The 17301-nt window shown below is 65.1% G+C and carries 14 protein-coding genes; 8 read left to right on the top strand and 6 right to left on the bottom strand.

Annotation, left to right across the window (positions count from 1 at the left end; all coding sequences use genetic code 11):
- Positions 1–63: 63 nt before the first annotated feature.
- The 3 genes from BM031_RS08055 to BM031_RS08045 are packed head-to-tail and all read right to left on the bottom strand — an operon-like array spanning position 64 to position 3685.
- On the bottom strand, positions 64–1671 hold the full coding sequence (locus tag BM031_RS08055; protein WP_091873516.1) for a CHASE2 domain-containing protein: 1608 nt from the start codon (positions 1669–1671) through the stop codon (positions 64–66).
- Entirely contained in the window at positions 1644–3302 is a 1659-nt protein-coding gene (locus BM031_RS08050) for a M48 family metalloprotease (protein WP_091873513.1), read from the bottom strand. The genes BM031_RS08055 and BM031_RS08050 overlap by 28 nt, the downstream gene beginning before the upstream one ends.
- Positions 3299–3685, bottom strand: a complete 387-nt coding sequence (locus BM031_RS08045) for a hypothetical protein (protein WP_091873511.1) — start codon at positions 3683–3685, stop codon at positions 3299–3301. The genes BM031_RS08050 and BM031_RS08045 overlap by 4 nt, the downstream gene beginning before the upstream one ends.
- A gap of 344 nt (positions 3686–4029) precedes the next feature.
- Between BM031_RS08045 and BM031_RS08040 the strand changes: the two genes are divergently transcribed.
- The 4 genes from BM031_RS08040 (at position 4030) to BM031_RS08025 (ending at position 9096) form a co-directional block, all read left to right on the top strand.
- Positions 4030–5184, top strand: a complete 1155-nt coding sequence (locus BM031_RS08040) for a TRAP transporter substrate-binding protein (protein WP_091873508.1) — start codon at positions 4030–4032, stop codon at positions 5182–5184.
- 329 nt (positions 5185–5513) lie between these two features.
- The gene (locus BM031_RS08035; RefSeq protein ID WP_091873506.1) at positions 5514–6098 is read left to right on the top strand and encodes a TRAP transporter small permease subunit; all 585 of its coding nucleotides are present in this window, start codon (positions 5514–5516) and stop codon (positions 6096–6098) included.
- Entirely contained in the window at positions 6095–8020 is a 1926-nt protein-coding gene (locus BM031_RS08030) for a TRAP transporter large permease (protein WP_091873503.1), read from the top strand. Before BM031_RS08035 ends, BM031_RS08030 begins: the two co-directional genes overlap by 4 nt.
- A 428-nt stretch (positions 8021–8448) precedes the next feature.
- Positions 8449–9096: a YitT family protein gene (locus BM031_RS08025; protein WP_091873500.1), complete on the top strand. Its 648-nt coding sequence runs from the start codon at positions 8449–8451 to the stop codon at positions 9094–9096.
- Between the two features lie 3 nt (positions 9097–9099).
- Here BM031_RS08025 and BM031_RS08020 read toward each other — a convergent pair whose 3' ends face one another.
- Positions 9100–10227 carry a serine hydrolase domain-containing protein gene (locus tag BM031_RS08020; protein WP_091873497.1) on the bottom strand — a complete coding sequence of 376 codons (1128 nt, stop codon included), beginning with the start codon at positions 10225–10227 and terminating at the stop codon, positions 9100–9102.
- Between the two features lie 179 nt (positions 10228–10406).
- Here BM031_RS08020 and BM031_RS08015 point away from each other — a divergent pair, with 179 nt between their 5' ends.
- Complete coding sequence (locus BM031_RS08015) at positions 10407–12101, top strand: sensor domain-containing diguanylate cyclase (RefSeq protein ID WP_091873495.1); 1695 nt, start codon at positions 10407–10409, stop codon at positions 12099–12101.
- A gap of 37 nt (positions 12102–12138) precedes the next feature.
- Positions 12139–12870: a helix-turn-helix domain-containing protein gene (locus tag BM031_RS08010; protein ID WP_091873974.1), complete on the top strand. Its 732-nt coding sequence runs from the start codon at positions 12139–12141 to the stop codon at positions 12868–12870.
- Between the two features lie 80 nt (positions 12871–12950).
- Here BM031_RS08010 and BM031_RS08005 read toward each other — a convergent pair whose 3' ends face one another.
- Positions 12951–14279: an alpha-amylase family glycosyl hydrolase gene (locus BM031_RS08005; RefSeq protein ID WP_091873492.1), complete on the bottom strand. Its 1329-nt coding sequence runs from the start codon at positions 14277–14279 to the stop codon at positions 12951–12953.
- A 207-nt stretch (positions 14280–14486) separates the two neighbouring features.
- Here BM031_RS08005 and BM031_RS08000 point away from each other — a divergent pair, with 207 nt between their 5' ends.
- On the top strand, positions 14487–15488 hold the full coding sequence (locus BM031_RS08000; RefSeq protein ID WP_091873489.1) for a porin: 1002 nt from the start codon (positions 14487–14489) through the stop codon (positions 15486–15488).
- A gap of 85 nt (positions 15489–15573) precedes the next feature.
- Positions 15574–16011, top strand: a complete 438-nt coding sequence (locus BM031_RS07995; RefSeq protein WP_091873486.1) for a hypothetical protein — start codon at positions 15574–15576, stop codon at positions 16009–16011.
- Here the strand turns inward: BM031_RS07995 and BM031_RS07990 are convergent.
- Positions 15970–16992, bottom strand: coding sequence for an SDR family oxidoreductase (locus BM031_RS07990; RefSeq protein ID WP_091873483.1), 1023 nt, complete (start codon positions 16990–16992; stop codon positions 15970–15972). The genes BM031_RS07995 and BM031_RS07990 overlap by 42 nt on opposite strands.
- Positions 16993–17301 lie beyond the last annotated feature (309 nt).

The following is a 17301-nucleotide window of genomic DNA, read 5'->3' as shown; positions in this document are numbered from 1 at the left end:
CTCGGCCTTGGCTCTCACTGCATGCCGTTTTCCATGCGGCGCTTGTCCCGCCTGCCCGCCGGTTTACACGCTGGCGTCCTCATGCGATGACTTCGCAAGAATGTCCGCAGCTTCGCTGCGCGGCGCCTGGATCGCCTGCCCGAGGCCTCGCAGGTACTGCGTTGCCTGCGCACGCCATTCATCGGCCTTGTCGCCGAGTTGGAGAAAATCCATCCCAATGGGGAATAGTACAAACTCGATCCACACCAGGGGACCGAGTTTCAGCAGGAAGTAGCTGACCGGGACCAGGATGGCGATCGCCACGAAATACGCCACGCCCACCAGGGCCTGCGGTATCAGCCACAGCAGCAGGTGCTTGGCCCCCAGCGCCAGCTGGCCGCCTACAGCGCGCGGAAGCGCTTGACCGGGGAAGACGGCACCTGGTCGCCATGCCGACAGCCAGCCGGACGCCAGCGAGCGCAAGGCCGCGGGTATCTCGAACGCGTTTTTTGCCGCAATCAGTGCAGAAATGACGGCGACTGCGAACAGCGTGAAGCCGCTGGCGGCACCGAACCAGGGTTGTCCGAAGTCTCCGCCTGCCTTCGGCGCGCCTTCGAATGACAGCAAGTTATCCAGTGCCATCGCGTGCAGGAACGCACCCGCAATCCTGCCGTGATAGGGCGCCAGGATCACGTCCCCGTTACTTTGCAGGTGCGTGCCGTAAATGATGTACTTGTTGCGGATCGCCTCATCGAGCTGCTGGCTGTCCAGGCCATGCGTGCGCTTGAGTGTCCGCATCGGCAGCAATTGCTGGTAAGGACAGATCGGTGCGTCCGCCTTCCCGACCGGCAGCACACGCGTCCATTCCCATGATGCGGAACAGGCGGGACCGGGACCGCCGGGCCGCAGGTCGCTATTGAGCCATTCGAGGTTGCGCGGATCGCTCGCCGTGCCCCACACCAGGGCCATCGGTTCGGCCGCAACGTGTGGATCGAGGCGGTGCTCGACCTGGTAGAGCCGCGCTGCGGGCGAAGGGAAACGCTGGGCCGCCACGGGCGCAAGACCGCCCACGGACTGCGCCGGAATGTCCACATCGTATTCCCACACCGATTGATCGTAGCCGTCGATCCGCAGGTTCAGGTAAGCCGCCTCGATGCAGGGCGCCATGCGGCCGTCCAGCGTCACGCGGCGCGTCAGCATGGCGGCCTCGGTGCGGGAAGGCGCAAAGCCCGCGTTGCCGAAGGAGCCGACAAACACGGGCACGCCTGCCTGGCGCGCCTTGCAGGCGGCGTCGATGAATCCTGCCAGGTCGGGATCCTTGCGGTCGTCGAGGAAGACGATGTCGAAGAAGACCGCCTTCGGCCGGTACTTCAGGAGCTCGAGCAGGCGGCGCTCGTGGAAGCCGAGCGATACCGGCCACACCTCGCCATATTCGCGCAGGTCCTTGTCATCGATGAGCATGACCGTGACCTGGTCGCGGCCGGTCGTGGGGTAGCTGTCGGTCAGGACCGGTCCCCATATCCGGGTCGCCACGCGCTTGCCGGCTTCGGCAACCGGTAGCCATTGCGACAGCCAGGCACATGCCAGGCCCAGCGCCAGGTAAATGACGAACAGGCGCCAGAACTTCGCGCGGCGAGCGGAGGCGCCTGGGAGTGGGAGGGCGCTCAATTGACGGCGCTCGCCTTGGTGCATTCGTCGCGCATGTCGATGTAGGTGGTGTGGCAGTAGGTCACCAGTTCGGTGACGCGCTCGGGCTTGTTGGCGCGGTGGTACAGGCTGATCGTCTTGGGCAGGGTGCTGCGCGCCAGTTCGAACTTCTTGTCCGTGGTTGCCAGCAGCGCGATGGCGCGGTCGCGCTTGCCGCTCTTGAGGGCCAGGTTGATGCTGTCTTCATAGGGCTTGAAGCTCATCGCCGCCTCGCTTGCGATCAGGGCCTGCTCGAGCTCGTCTGCACGCAGGGCCAGTTGCGTGGCTGGATCCACCGGCGTCGAGGGTTTGGCCTTCTTGCCGCGCTTGGACGCCGGGGCAGGCGGAGGCGCAAGGCCGACCGCCATCTCCGGCGCGAGTTCACTGGTATAGCGCACCGCCCGCGCATAGCCGTAGAACAGTAGCCAGTTATTGCGGTTGACGTGGGCCAGGCCGATTCTGCGGGTGATCCGTTCGCCGAGCGCGATGGCCGCTTTCATGTCCTCTGGTTTCATGGTGGAGAACAGGTTCTCCAGCTCGAAGGCATTGTTGTACATCTCGAACAGTTCGACGTGACGCTTGTCCAGCGCCACCTTGCGATAATCGGTGGAGACGGGCGCCTGGGCATCCTCGTACCAATCGACCGGATAATACTTCGCCACATAGCCCGACAGCTTGTCCATGCGCGCCGCCGGATCCGGGTGGGTCGCCGTGAGCAGGCCCTGCAGTTGCTCGGCCAGCTGTCCGGTCACGCCGGTGATGGCCGCATCCAGCTTGCCGTCCTTGAGCGAGGTCTCGACATCGGCGCGCATCGCCGCCAGCCGGGCATCGTCGCGTTCCTTCTGGATCCGTTCCACGCTGGCGTTGAGCTCGAGGAAGCGCTTGACGCCTTCCTGGTACGAGTAGCCGGCCGCCCTGGTCACGTCGACGGCGAACGCGTCGGCATCTTCTTCCTGGCCGCGCTTCCACGCAGGGTGCAGCATGCCATCCATGATCTCGACCATGTACTGCATTTTTTTCAGGTTGTTCATGGCGCGTTCGGGCAAGACCACCGTCCCATTGAGCTTCTGGTCGAGCGCCGTCTTGATCGCCATGCCTTGCGCGTAGTAGCGCTGCAGCCATTTTCCGGCATTCGCAAAGAAATCGCTGCCATGGTGGCCCAGTGCGATATGCCCCAGTTCGTGGGCGAGCAGGGCCGCGAGGGTATCTTCCTGGCCGAGCTTGTAGCTGGCCGCATTCAGGTTCTCGAACCAGCGATAGCCGATGAAGATATTGCCGTCCGCGGTCGTCACTGCGGCAAGGTCGTCGGTGGCGGACAAGTAGACCTTGCCGGGCAGGTCAGGGATGCCCGAGGCTGCTTTCAGCTTGTCAAGCACGCCGTTTGCATAGCGTTCCAGGCCCTCCGCGGCGACCAGGCCGTAGCCGCTTGCACGCTGGTTGAGCAGGTCTCGCTCGGCGCCGATGGCCTGGGTCGATGGCTTGTAGGGCACGCCACGCAGCTTGTCGATGACCGGTTTGTCCTTGCCGGAAAACAGCTTGCTGAAGAAGTTGCCCCCGCCTGTCTCCTGCGCGCTTGCATGGCCGGCCAGGACCAGGGCGACTGCCAGCGCCGCCGCGCGCGTGCTGCGCTTGCTCATTTCGTGCAGCCCCGGTTTCCTCCGCGGATGACGCCCGCAGGCACTGGCGCCGCGCTCTGGGCCAGGCAGCCGGCGCTGATCGCACGCAAGACGATCACCTGCGCGGCTTTCACCCAGAAGTGGTCGCCGGCGATCTGGACTTTCAGAAAGCGGTCTTCGTTTGCCGTCTCGAACACATCCAGCGGCAGCTTGACGGCTGCCTTGTCGAATTCCCTGAGCTTGCTGTCGTTGGTCGCCCGTTCGTAGACGGCAAGCCGGGGACTGCTCACGCCGGTAACCTGGATGATGGCCCCGTTTTCCTGGGCGGCCGCGCCGGGCGGCGCCGATGCCAGTACAACGCAGGCGAGCAGCAGGGCTGCCCCGGATCGTAGTGCGTGCTTCATGCTGACTCCTTGTGGCGAGCGGGTCCAATGTCGATTAGCAATAGTTTATTGAACATTGCGATGAATGCAACAAGTATCATATGCATGGGCGTCCGAAACGCCAGATTACCTACCGTGGGTAGGCAGGCGGGCGTCCGGGGCGGCGTGATGTTGACAGGAAAATAAAACTCTCGGATTCTCCGTAAGCCCGATGTAAGAAATCCGTAAGGAAACTAGAACATCCTCCAGCACGTAGTGACAGCCAATCCACCCCAAGGAGAAGTTCAGGCAAGCCGTATTGTTCGTGTATCGATTCAGTCCATGTATTTCAGTCCATGTATATATAACTAGACGGAGACAGACAGATGACGCAGCGTGACGACGATTCGAAGCAAGCAGCCCCAACCCGCCGCAAGTTCCTGGGCACCGCAGCCGGCACCGCCGGCGCCGCCGCACTGGCGGTCCCCATGATCGCCACCGCCCAGACCCCGAAGCAGATGCGCTTCCAGAGCACCTGGCCGAGCAAGGACATCTTCCACGAGTACGCCCTCGACTTCGCCAAGAAGGTCAATGACATGACCGGCGGCGAACTCAAGATCGAGGTGCTGCCGGCCGGCGCCGTCGTTCCCGCCTTCGGCCTGCTCGACGCGGTCTCCAAGGGCACGCTCGACGGCGGCCACGGGGTGATGGGCTACAACTACGGCAAGCAGAGCGCGATCGCGCTGTGGACCTCGGGCCCGGCCTACGGGATGGACGCCAACATGGTGCTGGCATGGCACAAGTACGGCGGCGGCAAGGAGCTGCTGGCCGAGCTCTACAACGGCATCGGCGCCAACGTCGTCTCCTTCCTCACCGGGCCCATGCCCACCCAGCCGCTCGGCTGGTTCAAGAAAGCCATCAGCAAGAAGGAAGACCTGAAGGGCATGAAGTTCCGCACCAACGGCCTGGCGATCGACCTGTTCACGGCCATGGGCGCGGCGGTCAATGCGCTGCCGGGCGGCGAGATCGTGCCGGCGATGGACCGCGGCCTGCTGGACGGCGCCGAATTCAACAACGCCAGCTCCGACCGCCTGCTCGGCTTCCCGGACGTTTCAAAAATCTGCATGCTGCAAAGCTTCCACCAGAGCTCGGAGCAGTTCGAGATCACCTTCAACAAGACCAAATACAACGCGCTGCCGGCCAAGATGAAATCGATCATCGAGAACGCGGTGGAGGCGGCATCGTCCGACATGTCCTGGAAGGCGGTCGACCGCTATTCCAAGGACTACCGCGACATGCAGGCCAAGGATGGCGTGAAGTTCTACAAGACGCCGGACGCGGTGCTGCAGGCGCAGCTGGCGGTGTGGGACGAGGTGGTGGCCAAGAAAGGCGCCGACAACCCGCTGTTCAAGAAAGTGGAAGCGTCGATGCGCGCCTTCGCCGAACGCGCGATGAAGTGGGACATGGACACCAACAACCCGCGCCGCATGGCCTACAACCACTACTTCGGCCGCAAGGCGCCAGCGCCCAAGAAGGCGTAAGCAGCGTTCTGTCTGGCTGGACCGGATAGCCCGCGGACGGTCGCTTCACACGCCAGTCCTGCTGCCATGGCACGTCGTCCCCGCGCGGGCCGGGACCCAAGTTCGTTGAACAGCCGATTCCATCTTCGGTTGGCGCGACGCACACAAAATTGGGTTCCCGCCTTCGCGGGAAGTCGTAGGCGCCAGTGGCGCGTACGACGGGCAGGCGGAGCGGGACTCGTCGTGTGGCCTGACCATCCGCACGCGCGATTCAGTCAAGCAGACTCCAATGCAAGTCATGCGCTATCCGCACAAAGAGATAGCAGTGTTCCGCCAGCAGGAGCAGCTCAATGCAGAGTATTTTGTTTTTCGTCGACCGGATCAGCAGCCTGGTCGGCCAGGCTTTTTCGTGGCTGATCGTCGCGCTTACTTTCCTCATCACCTGGGAAGTCTTCGCGCGCTACGCCCTGAACACCCCCAATCCCTGGGCTTTCGACCTGATGATCATGATGTACGGCGCCGCCTTCATGATGGCCGGCGCCTACACGCTGGCCAAGAACGGCCACGTGCGCGGCGACGTGCTGTACAGCTTCTTCCCGCCGCGCCTGCAGGCCGGCCTGGACCTGCTGCTCTATATCGTGTTCTTCATCCCCGGCGTGGTGGCCCTGGTGTGGGCCGGCTATACCTACGCCGCCGAATCGCTCGCCATCCGCGAGCATTCCACCCTCACCGCCAACGGCCCGCCGCTGTACCCATTCAAGATGGTGATTCCCTTCGCCGGCATCCTGCTGCTGCTGCAGGGTTGCGTGGAGATCGTGCGCTGCGTGGTCTGCCTGCGCAATGGCGCATGGCCCGCGCGCGAACCGGACGTGGAGGAAGTCGATGTCGACAAACTCAAGGCCATGGTGCAGTCGGACGAGGTGCGTGCGAAATGAGAAAAGAAATCTGGTTCGGCCTGTCCATCCTCATCGCGATCGTCGTCGCCCTGTTCGCGCTGATGCCGGCGCCCGCCGACATGAGCAACGGGCACCTGGGCCTGTTGATGCTGGCGCTGGTGGTGGTGGCCATCATGCTCGGCTTCCCGACCGCCTTTACGCTCATGGGCATGGGCATGATGTTCGCGTGGTTCGCCTTCCACAGCAGTGACCCTTCACAAGCCACCCAGCTCACGCTCGACCTGATGGTGCAGCGCGCCTATTCGGTCATGGCCAACGACGTGCTGATCTCGATCCCGCTGTTCATCTTCATGGGCTACCTGGTCGAACGCGCCAACCTGATCGAGCGGCTGTTCAAGAGCCTGCACATTGCCATGGCGCGTGTGCCCGGCTCGCTGGCGGTGGCCACCATCGTCACCTGCGCCATCTTCGCCACCGCCACCGGCATCGTCGGCGCGGTGGTCACGCTGATGGGCCTGCTGGCGTTGCCGGCCATGCTCAAGGCCGGCTACAGCACCCAGCTGTCGGCCGGCGCCATCACGGCCGGCGGCTGCCTGGGCATCCTGATCCCGCCGTCGGTGCTGCTGATCGTGTATGGGGCGACGGCCGGGGTGTCGGTGGTCAAGCTGTATGCGGGCGCCTTGTTCCCGGGGATCATGCTCGCTCTGCTCTATTTGGCTTACGTTATTCTCATCGCCAAGCTCAAGCCCTCGATGGCGCCGCCGCTGGCGGCCGAGGAGCGGGTGGTGGCGCTGCCAGCCTTTGCCCAGGCGATTCCCGGCGCCTACAACAAGACCGCGGTGCCGGGCCTGGTGCGCGCCATCAAGGGGCCGCGCGCGGCCAATGTCCCGAGCCGCACGCTGGTATCGCACCTGTTCGTGGCGCTGCTGCCGGCGCTGGCCTTCGTGGCCGTCATGGGCCTGGCCTACCGGATGGCCACCGCGCCGGAAGCCGCGCCCACCGAACTGGTCGAGATGAGCGCGCAGCAGGATGTCGATTCCGCCGCCGGCGACGCCGGCGGGCTGCAGGAGCCGCCCGCGGAGGGCGACCTGGCCGAGCCACCGGTGGAAGGCGAGGCGGCGCCCGCCGCGGCTCCGGCGCCGGTTGCAGTGGCCACCGAACCGTCCACACTTGCCGTGCCGGTCGCGCCGAGCGATCCGGTGGCCAAGCCGGCGTCGCGCTCCTACTGGATCGTGCTGGCGATCGGCGTCGTGGCGCTGGGCGTGTTCTACCTGTACTTCAGCTTCGCGCGGCTCGAGATCTTCAAGATGCTGCTCGGTTCGCTGTTCCCGCTGGCGATCATGATCCTGGCAGTGCTGGGCAGTATCGTGTTCGGGCTGGCGACGCCGACCGAGGCGGCGGCGATGGGGGCGTTCGGCGGGCTGATCCTGGCGATTGCGTACCGCAGGTTCAACTTCAACCTGCTGCGCGAATCGGCCCACCTCACGGCCAAGACCACGGCCATGGTGTGCTGGCTGTTCGTCGGGTCGAGCATCTTCTCGGCCGCATTCGCGCTGCTGGGCGGGCAGGAGATCATCAACGCGTGGGTGCTGGGCATGGACCTCACGCCCGTGCAGTTCATGATCCTGGCGCAGGTGGTGATCTTCCTGCTCGGCTGGCCGCTGGAGTGGACCGAGATCATCGTGATCTTCATGCCGATCTTCGTGCCGCTGCTGGCGCATTTCAATATCGACCCGCTGTTCTTCGGGCTGCTGGTGGCCATGAATTTGCAGACGGCCTTCCTGTCGCCGCCGGTGGCGATGTCGGCGTTTTACCTGAAAGGCGTGTCGCCGCCCCACGTGACCTTGAACCAGATCTTCCTGGGCATGCTGCCGTTCATGGGGATCCAGATCCTGGGGATTATCCTGCTGTATATGTTCCCGGCGATTGGACTGTGGCTGCCGGAGGTGTTGTACAAGTAAGCCAGATACACGTCGTTCCGGCGCAGGCCGGAACCCAAGTCCGTTGCGCAACCAATTAATCAATCGTTGGCGATAACGCACGCAAGATTGGGTTCCGGCCTTTGCCGGAAGTCGTAGGCGCCAGTGGCGCCTACGACGGGCGGAAGGAGGTGGTGTTCCGTTGGTGTGCCAGCACCAGTCCATCAAGCACAGCCGACACCTGAGTTATACAAATTTCGTATAACCGACATGCACACACACGCACTTACATTGCGCTGCAACATGCGTAATAATGCGTGCCTGTTCCCTGCTATACCACCCACGTTCCCGTCAGTTGTGACCCTGAGAACCACGAGGAAAATGACGCATCCACGCCTGCTCGGCCCACTGTCTTCCCGGCGCACCATGTGCGCCGCGTCTTCATCCGTCCGTGCCACGGAGGCAGGGCGATGATGCATGGCGCCTTGCAGCCGCAAACCGTACAGGGGAACCGCCAGGTGTCCGTCAAGCCGCATTCCTTCCTGGACGATACCTACGGCATCGCCGTCGGCGTCCTGTTTGTCGTCATGGGTGTCCTGCTACTGCAGGCGGCCGGCCTGATCACGGGCGGCGTGGCCGGCATCTCGCTGCTGGCCTCCTACACCACCGGGCACTCGGTCGGCCTGCTGTTCATGCTGATCAACCTGCCGTTCTTCCTGTTCGGCTACCTGTTCATGGGCTGGCGCTTCACGGCGAAGTCCCTGGTCGGCAGCGTCCTGATCATGACCTTGCTGAAGCTGATCCCGAATGGCCTCGTCATCGGCCACGTGGACCCGATGGTGGCGGCCCTCGGCGGCGGCACCTTCTGCGGCATGGGCATCCTGGCGCTGGCGCGGCATGGCGCCGGCGTGGGCGGCACCGGTATCGTCACCTTGTGGCTGCAGAAGAAGTACGGCATCAACGCCGGCCGCACCCAGGTGCTGATCGACGCGGTGATCCTGCTGGCGGCGCTGGCGATCGTCGAGCCGGTGCTGGTGGGCTGGTCGTCGCTGAGCGCGATCGCCATGAGCAGCATGGTCATGGCCTGGCACCGTCCCGGACGCTATTTCGGTAACTGAGCCCTAGGGCTGGTACCACCCGTACTCCCACTGCCACGGCATGTCCGTGTCCCCCAGCACGCGCCGCGCCAGTTCGGGATAGATCCGTTCGGCGCGCACGTCGTTGGCCAGCATGACCACGCAGCGCTGGCCGCGCTCCAGGCACAGCACCATGTTGCCGGTACTGTCGTTGTGGCCCCCCTTGAACCACGCCGGCCCGCTGCGGTCGCGGAAAGTGACCACGCCCAGGCCAGCGGCCAGCGACTGCGGCCAGGCCACCTGGCCGGGCAACAGCGTCGGGAACTGGTTGTTCGAGGTAATCGGCAGCTGGGCCTTGACCATCATCGCGCGCGACGCCGCGCTCAGTTCTTCTCCACGCATCACGCCTGCCCACAGGCGCGCCTGGTCGTCGATGGTGGTGTCCATCGACCCGGCCGCGCTGGTCCGGCTACGCTCGTCGTGCGGCACGAATTTGCCCTCTTGTGTGTAGCCATCGGCGAGGTTGGCGGCGAAGTCGGGCCGCCATTGCATGCTGGTGTTGCGCATGCCGAAGCGGTCGAACACGCGGCGCTGCATTTCCTTGCCCGTATCCAGGCCCAGCCCACGTTCGACGATCAGCTGCAGGATGTAGAAGCCTTCGCCCGAATAGCCGTAGCGCGCGCCCGGGTCGTAGTGGAAGCGCAGCTTGCGGTCCGGTTCCAGCCAGCGGAAGTTGGCAAAGCCCGTCGAATGGGTGAGCAGGATGCGCGGCGTCAGCTTGCGCCAGCGTTCGTCGCCCGCCAGGTCGGCGTAGTCGTCCGGCTTGGTGTAGGCGGGCAGCGGCTGGGGCAGCAGGGTGGCGACGGAGGCGTCGAGGTCGAGCTTTCCTTCATCCACCAGCTGCAGCAGCATGTACGCGAAAGCCGCCTTGGTCAGCGAGGCGCCGTACATCACCGTGTGTGGCGTCAGGGGCAGGCCGCGTTCGACGTTGCGCTGGCCGTAGGCCTTCACGCTGACCACCTGCCCGCGCGCGATCACCGCCAGGCCCAGGCCCTGCACGTTTTCACGCGCCATCAAGCGGCTTACTTCGTCGTCAGGAAGGACGGTGACCGGGGGCGGCGCGGCCGCACATCCGGCGAGCAGGGTGGCGAACAGGCAGGCGGCTGGTTTCATCGATGACTCCGGTCGGGTGGATATGCGCCTCAATGGTATACCGCCGCGACCCCGCCATCGTCGCGTTGCAAACACCATGAAATTTGCCTGATACGCAACGAATGATGCCTATTTGTATTTAGCTATGGGCAGGAAGGTCGTTACAATGTGCGACTATTTTATAAAGTGATGAGCAGTTCATGAACAGCTTCCCCGGCAAACTGCGGCTCTCTACCCTGGTGACCCTGGCCGTCTGTGCGACGGTTGCGCTGACTGTCGCCCTGCAGATGGCGCTGGTGAACCATTTCGCGGTGCGCCAGGCGCGCGAGGAAGCGCAGCTGCGCCTGCAGCAGCTGTCGTGGCAGATGCGCGATTCGCTCAACCGCGTCATCGAAAAGGCGCTGGGCGACACCCGCCTGCTGGCCGAACTGCCGCAGATCCGCCATGCGCGCGACACCAGGGAAGCGCGCACCGTGCTCGAAAGCCTGCAGCGCACCTTCCCCGACTACGCCTGGATCGGCATCGCCGACCTCGATGGCAAGGTCACTGCGTCGACCGGCAGCATGCTGGAAGGCGCCAACGTCGCCAAGCGCCCGTGGTTCACCGCGGGCATGCGCGGCGTGCACGCCTCGGACTACCACCCCGCCGTCCTGCTCGAGAAAATCCTGCCGCGCAGGCCCGACCCGTGGCGCTTCGTCGATGCGTCCGGCCCGATCGTCGACCTGGCCGGCAACCCGACCGGCGTGCTGGGCCTGCACCTGAGCTGGGAATGGGCGCGTGTCCATGCGCGCAAGCTGCTCACGCCGGCGCTGCGCGAATACGGCGCCGAGATCATCGTGATCCGCGACGACGGCACCGTGATGCTCGGCCCCCAGTCCCTGGTCGAGAGCAGGGTCGACACCACCAGCCTGCGCCTGGCGCAAAAGGGCATGACCGGCTCGCTGCGCGAAGTCTGGCCCGACGGGCGCGCCTACCTCACCGGCTACAGCCAGACCGGCGACATGCTCGACGCCAGCTCGCTGCGCTGGACGGTGCTGGTGCGCCAGACCGAAGACCGCGCGATGGAGGGCACGGTCGACCTGAAGCACCGCATGCTGGCCTGGAGCGCGCTGCTCGCGCTGCTGCTGGCCGGCGCCGCGGCGCTGGCGGCGCGCCGGCTCACGCGCCCGATAGCCGAACTGCGCGAAGCGATCGAACGCGTGACGGCCGCCACCAACGCCGGCCAGGAACCGCCGCCGATCCCGCAGGTGGACGGCTTCCTGGAAACGCAGATCCTGTCGGCCACCATGCGCGACCTGGTGCGCAGCGAGACCGCGCACCGCCACGCATTGCTGGCGCTGAACGAAGGCCTGGAAGCGGCCGTGGCCGAACGCACCGCGGAGCTGCAGGCGCTGCTGCTGCGCGACGTGCTCACCGGTCTGCCGAACCGGCGCGCGCTGCTCGAAGCGCTGCCCGAGGCGATGAACCGCGCGCGCCGCGTCGGCCGTCCGTGCGCGCTGCTGTTCCTCGACATGGACGGCTTCAAGGCCGTCAACGACAGCCATGGCCACGAAGAGGGCGACGAGCTGCTGCGCCAGTTCGGCGCCCGCCTGCTGCAGGGCGTGCGCAAGACCGACATGGTGGCGCGCCTGGCCGGCGACGAGTTCGTGGTGGTACTGGAGATGCTGACCGACGCCGCCCACGCCGAAGAGACCGCGCGCAAGCTGCTCGGGGTGCTCAATGAACCCTTCCTGCTGCACCGCGCCAGCGTGCGGGGCGGAGCCAGCATCGGCATCGCACTGCACCGCCCGGAAGACCTGCCCGATGTCGACGCCTGGCTGGCGCGCGCCGACCACGCGATGTACGCGGTCAAGCGCACCGGCAAGAACGGCGTGGCGCTGGCCGCCGCGCTCTAGCTTGCCCACGGGGCAGGGCGGCTGCTACCATCGCCGCATGTCCGAGATCTCCCAACTCATCGCCACGCTCAAGCGCGAGCTCAAACAGCAAGGCAAGACCTACCGCGACGTCGCCGAGGCGCTCGACCTGTCCGAACCGAGCGTCAAGCGCCTGTTCGCCACCGAGCAGTTCACGCTCGACCGCCTGGTCGAGATCTGCGGCCTGCTGGGCCTCACGCTGGCCGAACTGGCCCAGGAAGCCGGCCAGGGCCACCAGCGCCTGCGCACCTTGAGCCCGGCGCAGGAACGCGAACTGGTGTCCGACCTGCGCCTGCTGCTGGTGGCGGTGTGCGCGCTGAACCACTGGACCATGGCCGAGATGCTGCAGGCCTACCGGCTCACCGAGGCCGAATGCGTGCAGCAGTTGCTGCGCTTGGACAGGCTTGAGTTGATCACGCTTCTGCCCGGGAACCGGATCCGCCTGAACGTTGCGCGCGATTTCGACTGGCTGCCGGGTGGGCCGATCCGTTCCTATTTCCGGGAGCAGGGGATGCCGGAATTTATCGACAGCGCGTTCGGGCAGCCGGGCGACGCGCTGGACTTCGTGCACGGGATGCTGACCGAGAGTGCGCGTGCGAAGCTGCAGGGAGAATTGCGGCAGCTGCGCGCGCGCTTTGCGCAGCTTCACGAGGAAAGCCTGGCCGCGCCGCTGCCTCAACGGCGCGGGACGGGGTTGTTGCTGGCGTTGAGGGAGTGGGAGCCGATGGGGTTTGCGGGATTGCGGCGGTAACCACAGTCGCTAATCTCACCCCGTCGTAGGCGCCAGTGGCGCGTACGACGGTCTTGCGGTTGGCAACAGAACAGAGGTCCTCATTTCGCCGGCGCCGTCACCCCATACGCCCACGCCCCGAGCGACTCCTGCTTCCCGCCGGCCAGCGCAAAGCGCTGCTCCACCCCCGTCAAATTCACCCGCACCGTCACCGCATTGCCCTCCTTCTCGCGCCGGAACGCGAACACCTTGTCGTTGCCCGTTTCCAGCACCTTCAGCGGCCCGCCATACTGCCCATTCCACAGCGCCGGGTTGTCGTGCTTGAGCTTGAGCAGCCAGGTATAGAAGTCCGCGTTCGGATATCCCTTCCACGCGATCGGGTCCTTTTCAAAGAATTCGATCCGCTTGTCCAGCCCCGCCTCCTGTCCGCCGTAAATCAGGGGCATGCCTGGCAGCGTCGCCGCCAGTACCGCCATGGCCTTGAAGGCCTGGCCGTAGTGTTCCTTGTCGCTGCCGTGCCAGGAGTTCTCGTCGTGGTTGCTGGTGAAGCGCATGCGGTAGGCGTGGTCGGGATAGGCCACCGGCGGCTTCTCGAACAGCGTGCGCAGGGTGCGGGCGTCGGCCTTGCCCTTGGCGATGTCCTTGAAGACTGTCACCGTGTCCCAGCCATAGGTCATGTCGAAGGCGCGCGTGTGGAGCTCGGGCTGCCAGGCTTCGGCCAGCATGAATACCGGCTTGATCTTCTCCAGCTCGACCCGCGCCCCTTCCCAGAACGCGGTGGGCACCTTGGCCGCCACGTCGCAGCGGAAGCCGTCGATGCCGGTTTCTCGCACCCAGAAGGCCATGGCCTCGGTCATGCCTTTCCACAGGGCCGGCTGCTTCCAGTCCAGGCCTGTCACGTCGGTCCAGTATTCCGGCTCGGCGCCTTCGGTATAGGTGACCGGGAAGATCTCGCCCTTGGCGTCCTTCAGGTACCAGTCCTTGTGCTGGACGGTCCACGGGTTGTCAAACGCGGTGTGGTTGGCGACCCAGTCGAGGATGACGCGCATGCCCAGGCCCTGCGCCTGCTTCACCAGGCGCTTGAAGTCGTCCATGCTGCCGAATTCCGGGTTCACGGCAGTGTAGTCGCGCACCGCGTAGTAACTGCCGAGCGTGCCCTTGCGGTTCTTGACGCCGATCGGCTGCACCGGCATCAGCCACAGGATGTCCACGCCCATCTTGCGCAGCCGCGGGAGGTGGGCCGCGAAGGCATTGAAGGTCCCTTCCTTCGTGTACTGGCGAATATTCACTTCATAGATATTCGCATTTTTCGACCACGCAACATGCGCCATCGGTGCAGCGGCGCCCTGCTGGGCAAGCGCGGGCAGGGGAGCGAAAGCGGCGCAGAACGCCAGGGCAAGGGTGGATAGCGAGCGTGCAGCCGGATTCATCAGGTCTCCTGGTTATTGTGAAAGCCTCTTGTGCCCGCTCATTCTACGGTGTAGAACCTTAGGTATGCGGTAAAGTTCGGCCAGAGGGCCAGGCTTCACCGGCCGCAATGCCCTCATTTTTGGCAGCAGCTGCTGTTTTATGTGAAGTAATAGACAGATCAGCTCGCCGGAAAAGCGAACACTTGGCATCAGAGAGGGAATGACGCCATGAAGATGTCCATCGTCGCATGTGCTGTGCTCGGAGCGAGTGCGGCTTGCGCCTCGGCACAGAATACCGGGGCTCCGAGCAGGAGCGCCAATGCCGGGGTGGCCAAGGAAACGCGTTGCACCAGTGGGTGCGCAACGCCGTCAGGTGAAGCCGGCGGCAAGGCTGCGCACGCGGGCGCGGCAGGCAGCCGCGTCGGCGACGGTCCGGCGATTTTCACGCTGGAAACCAGCCACGAAGCCGACCTGCGCCGCGCCCACGAGCACGAGGCGCTCACCGTGGGCCGCCAGTACAGCCTGGAATTCCTGGCGCTTACCGATGTCGGCGACCCGTTCCACGGCGGCCTGGCCGGCAGTGGCAGCGGCGCCGCCGGCGCCCGCCGCACGGACGACAGCGTCACCTACCAGAGCCAGTACAACGGCTTCAGCGCCGGTTCGTCCTGGGGCAAGGGCGACGTCGATGGCTCGCCGTCCGGACGCGCCTGGGGCATGACGGTCGGCTTCAATGCCGGCCCGATCAATATCCGCGCCGCCCACCAGAACCGCAACGTCGCCAAGATCACCCGCTACGACCAGGTCGGGATCAGCATGGCGGCCAAGAATTCCATCATCGCCGCCAACATGCGCTTCGGCTGGGGCACGGCCTACGCTGCCTACAGCGCCAGCCGCGGCTGGGGCAGCTCGCCGCTGTTCAATCCGGACAACCCCTACGGCGCCGGCATCACCACCATCGCCTCGACCGACAGCCGCGACGTGCTGGCCGGGGTAGCGGTGCCGCTGAGCCGCTGCACCACGCTGCTGGCTTCCTACATCCGCAAGAACGACCGCGACCCGGCCAACCGAGACGCGCGCCAGATGGCCATCGGCGCCACCTATTCGGTCTCGCGCAGCATGGATTTCTACGCCGCGTATTCGAATATCCGGCACCTGAGCGGCATCCAGAACGCCAGCGTGAAGACCGGCGGCGGTAGCGCGATCAACATCGGGATGCGGCGCGCGTTCTGAGACGCGGGCCCCGTCCGTGCGGGGCGACGCGATGTTGCAAAAAACGGTAGCCTGTTCCTATGGCAAACACGTTTAGGAGAGCAACATGACAGGCGCAAGCACACTTGATCCCGATAACTTCCCAGAGGGCCCGGACCGCAGTCTCGGCAAGGGCCATGGCATCGATGCACTCGGTCCCAGCGACATTTCCGATACCGGCAGCGACGTCGTCGGCGGTCCTGGTTTTTCCGATGCGATTGATCCGGAACAAACCCTCGACTTCGACCGCGGCACCACTTCCGACCTCGAAGCCAGCCACGCCGGCGGCACCGCCGGGCCAGACGTCGGCGACGCCAATTTCTCGGGCGACAGCGACATGGGCGGCACTGGCGAACGCGCCGCCGCCGGGCGCGACACTGTCTCGCGGGACGGCGCCGATATCGACACCGACCAGATCGTGTCCATCCCCGATCTGCCACTGACCGAGGAGGACACGGACTTCCTATCGAGTCAGCCGCCGGGACAGGGTGAAGGCCGCAAATAAGGCGCCGCCGCCCACCAGGGCGGTCATCAACGGGGACGCGCGCAGGCTCGTCTTCGTGTAGATGCTGGTCTCATGCACGTTCTGCGGCATGCCCTGGCGCTGGCGCAGTTCGCTCGACGGGTCCGGTTTGTACAGGGCGTCGCGGCGGTTCGGCGCAGTGGGCACATCCGACTTCTGCTGCTTGAACATGGTGGCGTTCATGTAGCGGTCAAACATGCGCGGCATCAGCTTCGAGCCGGCCGCGATCATCTTCGAGGCGCCGCCCGCATAGGCTTCGCGCTTCGGGTTCTCCGCACAATACAAGATGGCGTCGGCCACGACTTCCGGCGCATAGACCGGCGGCGGCAGGGCCGGTTCCCGCTCCATGTAGTTTTTCGCGTGCACCGCGAACATCGTATCGATCGCCGCCGGCTTGACCAGGGTCACCTGCAGCGGCGCCCCTTCTTTCTCAAGTTCCATCCGCAGCGCATCCGTAAACCCCTTTACCGCATGCTTGGACGAGGCGTACATGCCCTGCATCGGGATCGAGCGCTCGGACACTTCGCTGCCCACGTTGATGATGGCGCCGCCACCCCGGTGCTTCATGCGCCGCACCGCTTCCAGCGAACCGTTCACGGTGCCCCAGAAATTGGTCTGGAACAGGCGCTGATGGTCTTCCGGCGCGATTTCTTCCAGGCGGCCGAAGATCGAGATGCCGGCGTTGTTGACCCAGGTGTCGATGCGGCCGAAGCGGTCGATCGCTTGTGCGCCGATGCGCTCGACGTCATCGATCTCTCCGACGTCGGCCGCCACGGTCTCGACCTGCACGCCGCGAGCGCGCAATTCGTCCGCCAGTTCGGCGAGGGCGTCCTTGCTGCGTGCGGCCAGCACCAGGCGCGCACCGCGTGCGGCAGCCATGCGGGCAGTGGTCAGCCCGATGCCACTGGTGGCGCCTGTGATGACCATGACCTGGTCGTGGAGTCTGCGGAGTCTGATTGCCATGTCGTGATCCTTTCCAGTTGGTAGAAGAGGACTGCCCGCGGCGTCCGGCTGCAGGGCAGGCCAGGTTAATGAACGAACACTATCCTAGCCCGGGTGGGGAAATGGCGGTTTTCGGTTGGGAAGGAAGAGTTTGCAGGCCACGGTAGCAGTTGTGGCCTGCGAAAGTAGAGCCGTCGTCCCGGCGCAGGCCGGGACCCAATTTCTTAGGCGCTGTCACCCTTTGCTATGGATGGGTTTGATTGCCAGGCGCAGCAATCCCTCGGCAGACGTGACGCGCCCGCCATCGAGCGCCCTGCGCCAGCCCAGGTA

Source organism: Massilia yuzhufengensis, from assembly GCF_900112225.1.
GTDB classification, from domain to species: Bacteria; Pseudomonadota; Gammaproteobacteria; order Burkholderiales; family Burkholderiaceae_D; genus Telluria; species Telluria yuzhufengensis.
The sequence above is the reverse complement of the archived record's forward strand: the minus strand, read 5'-3'. Positions and strand labels throughout refer to the sequence as shown.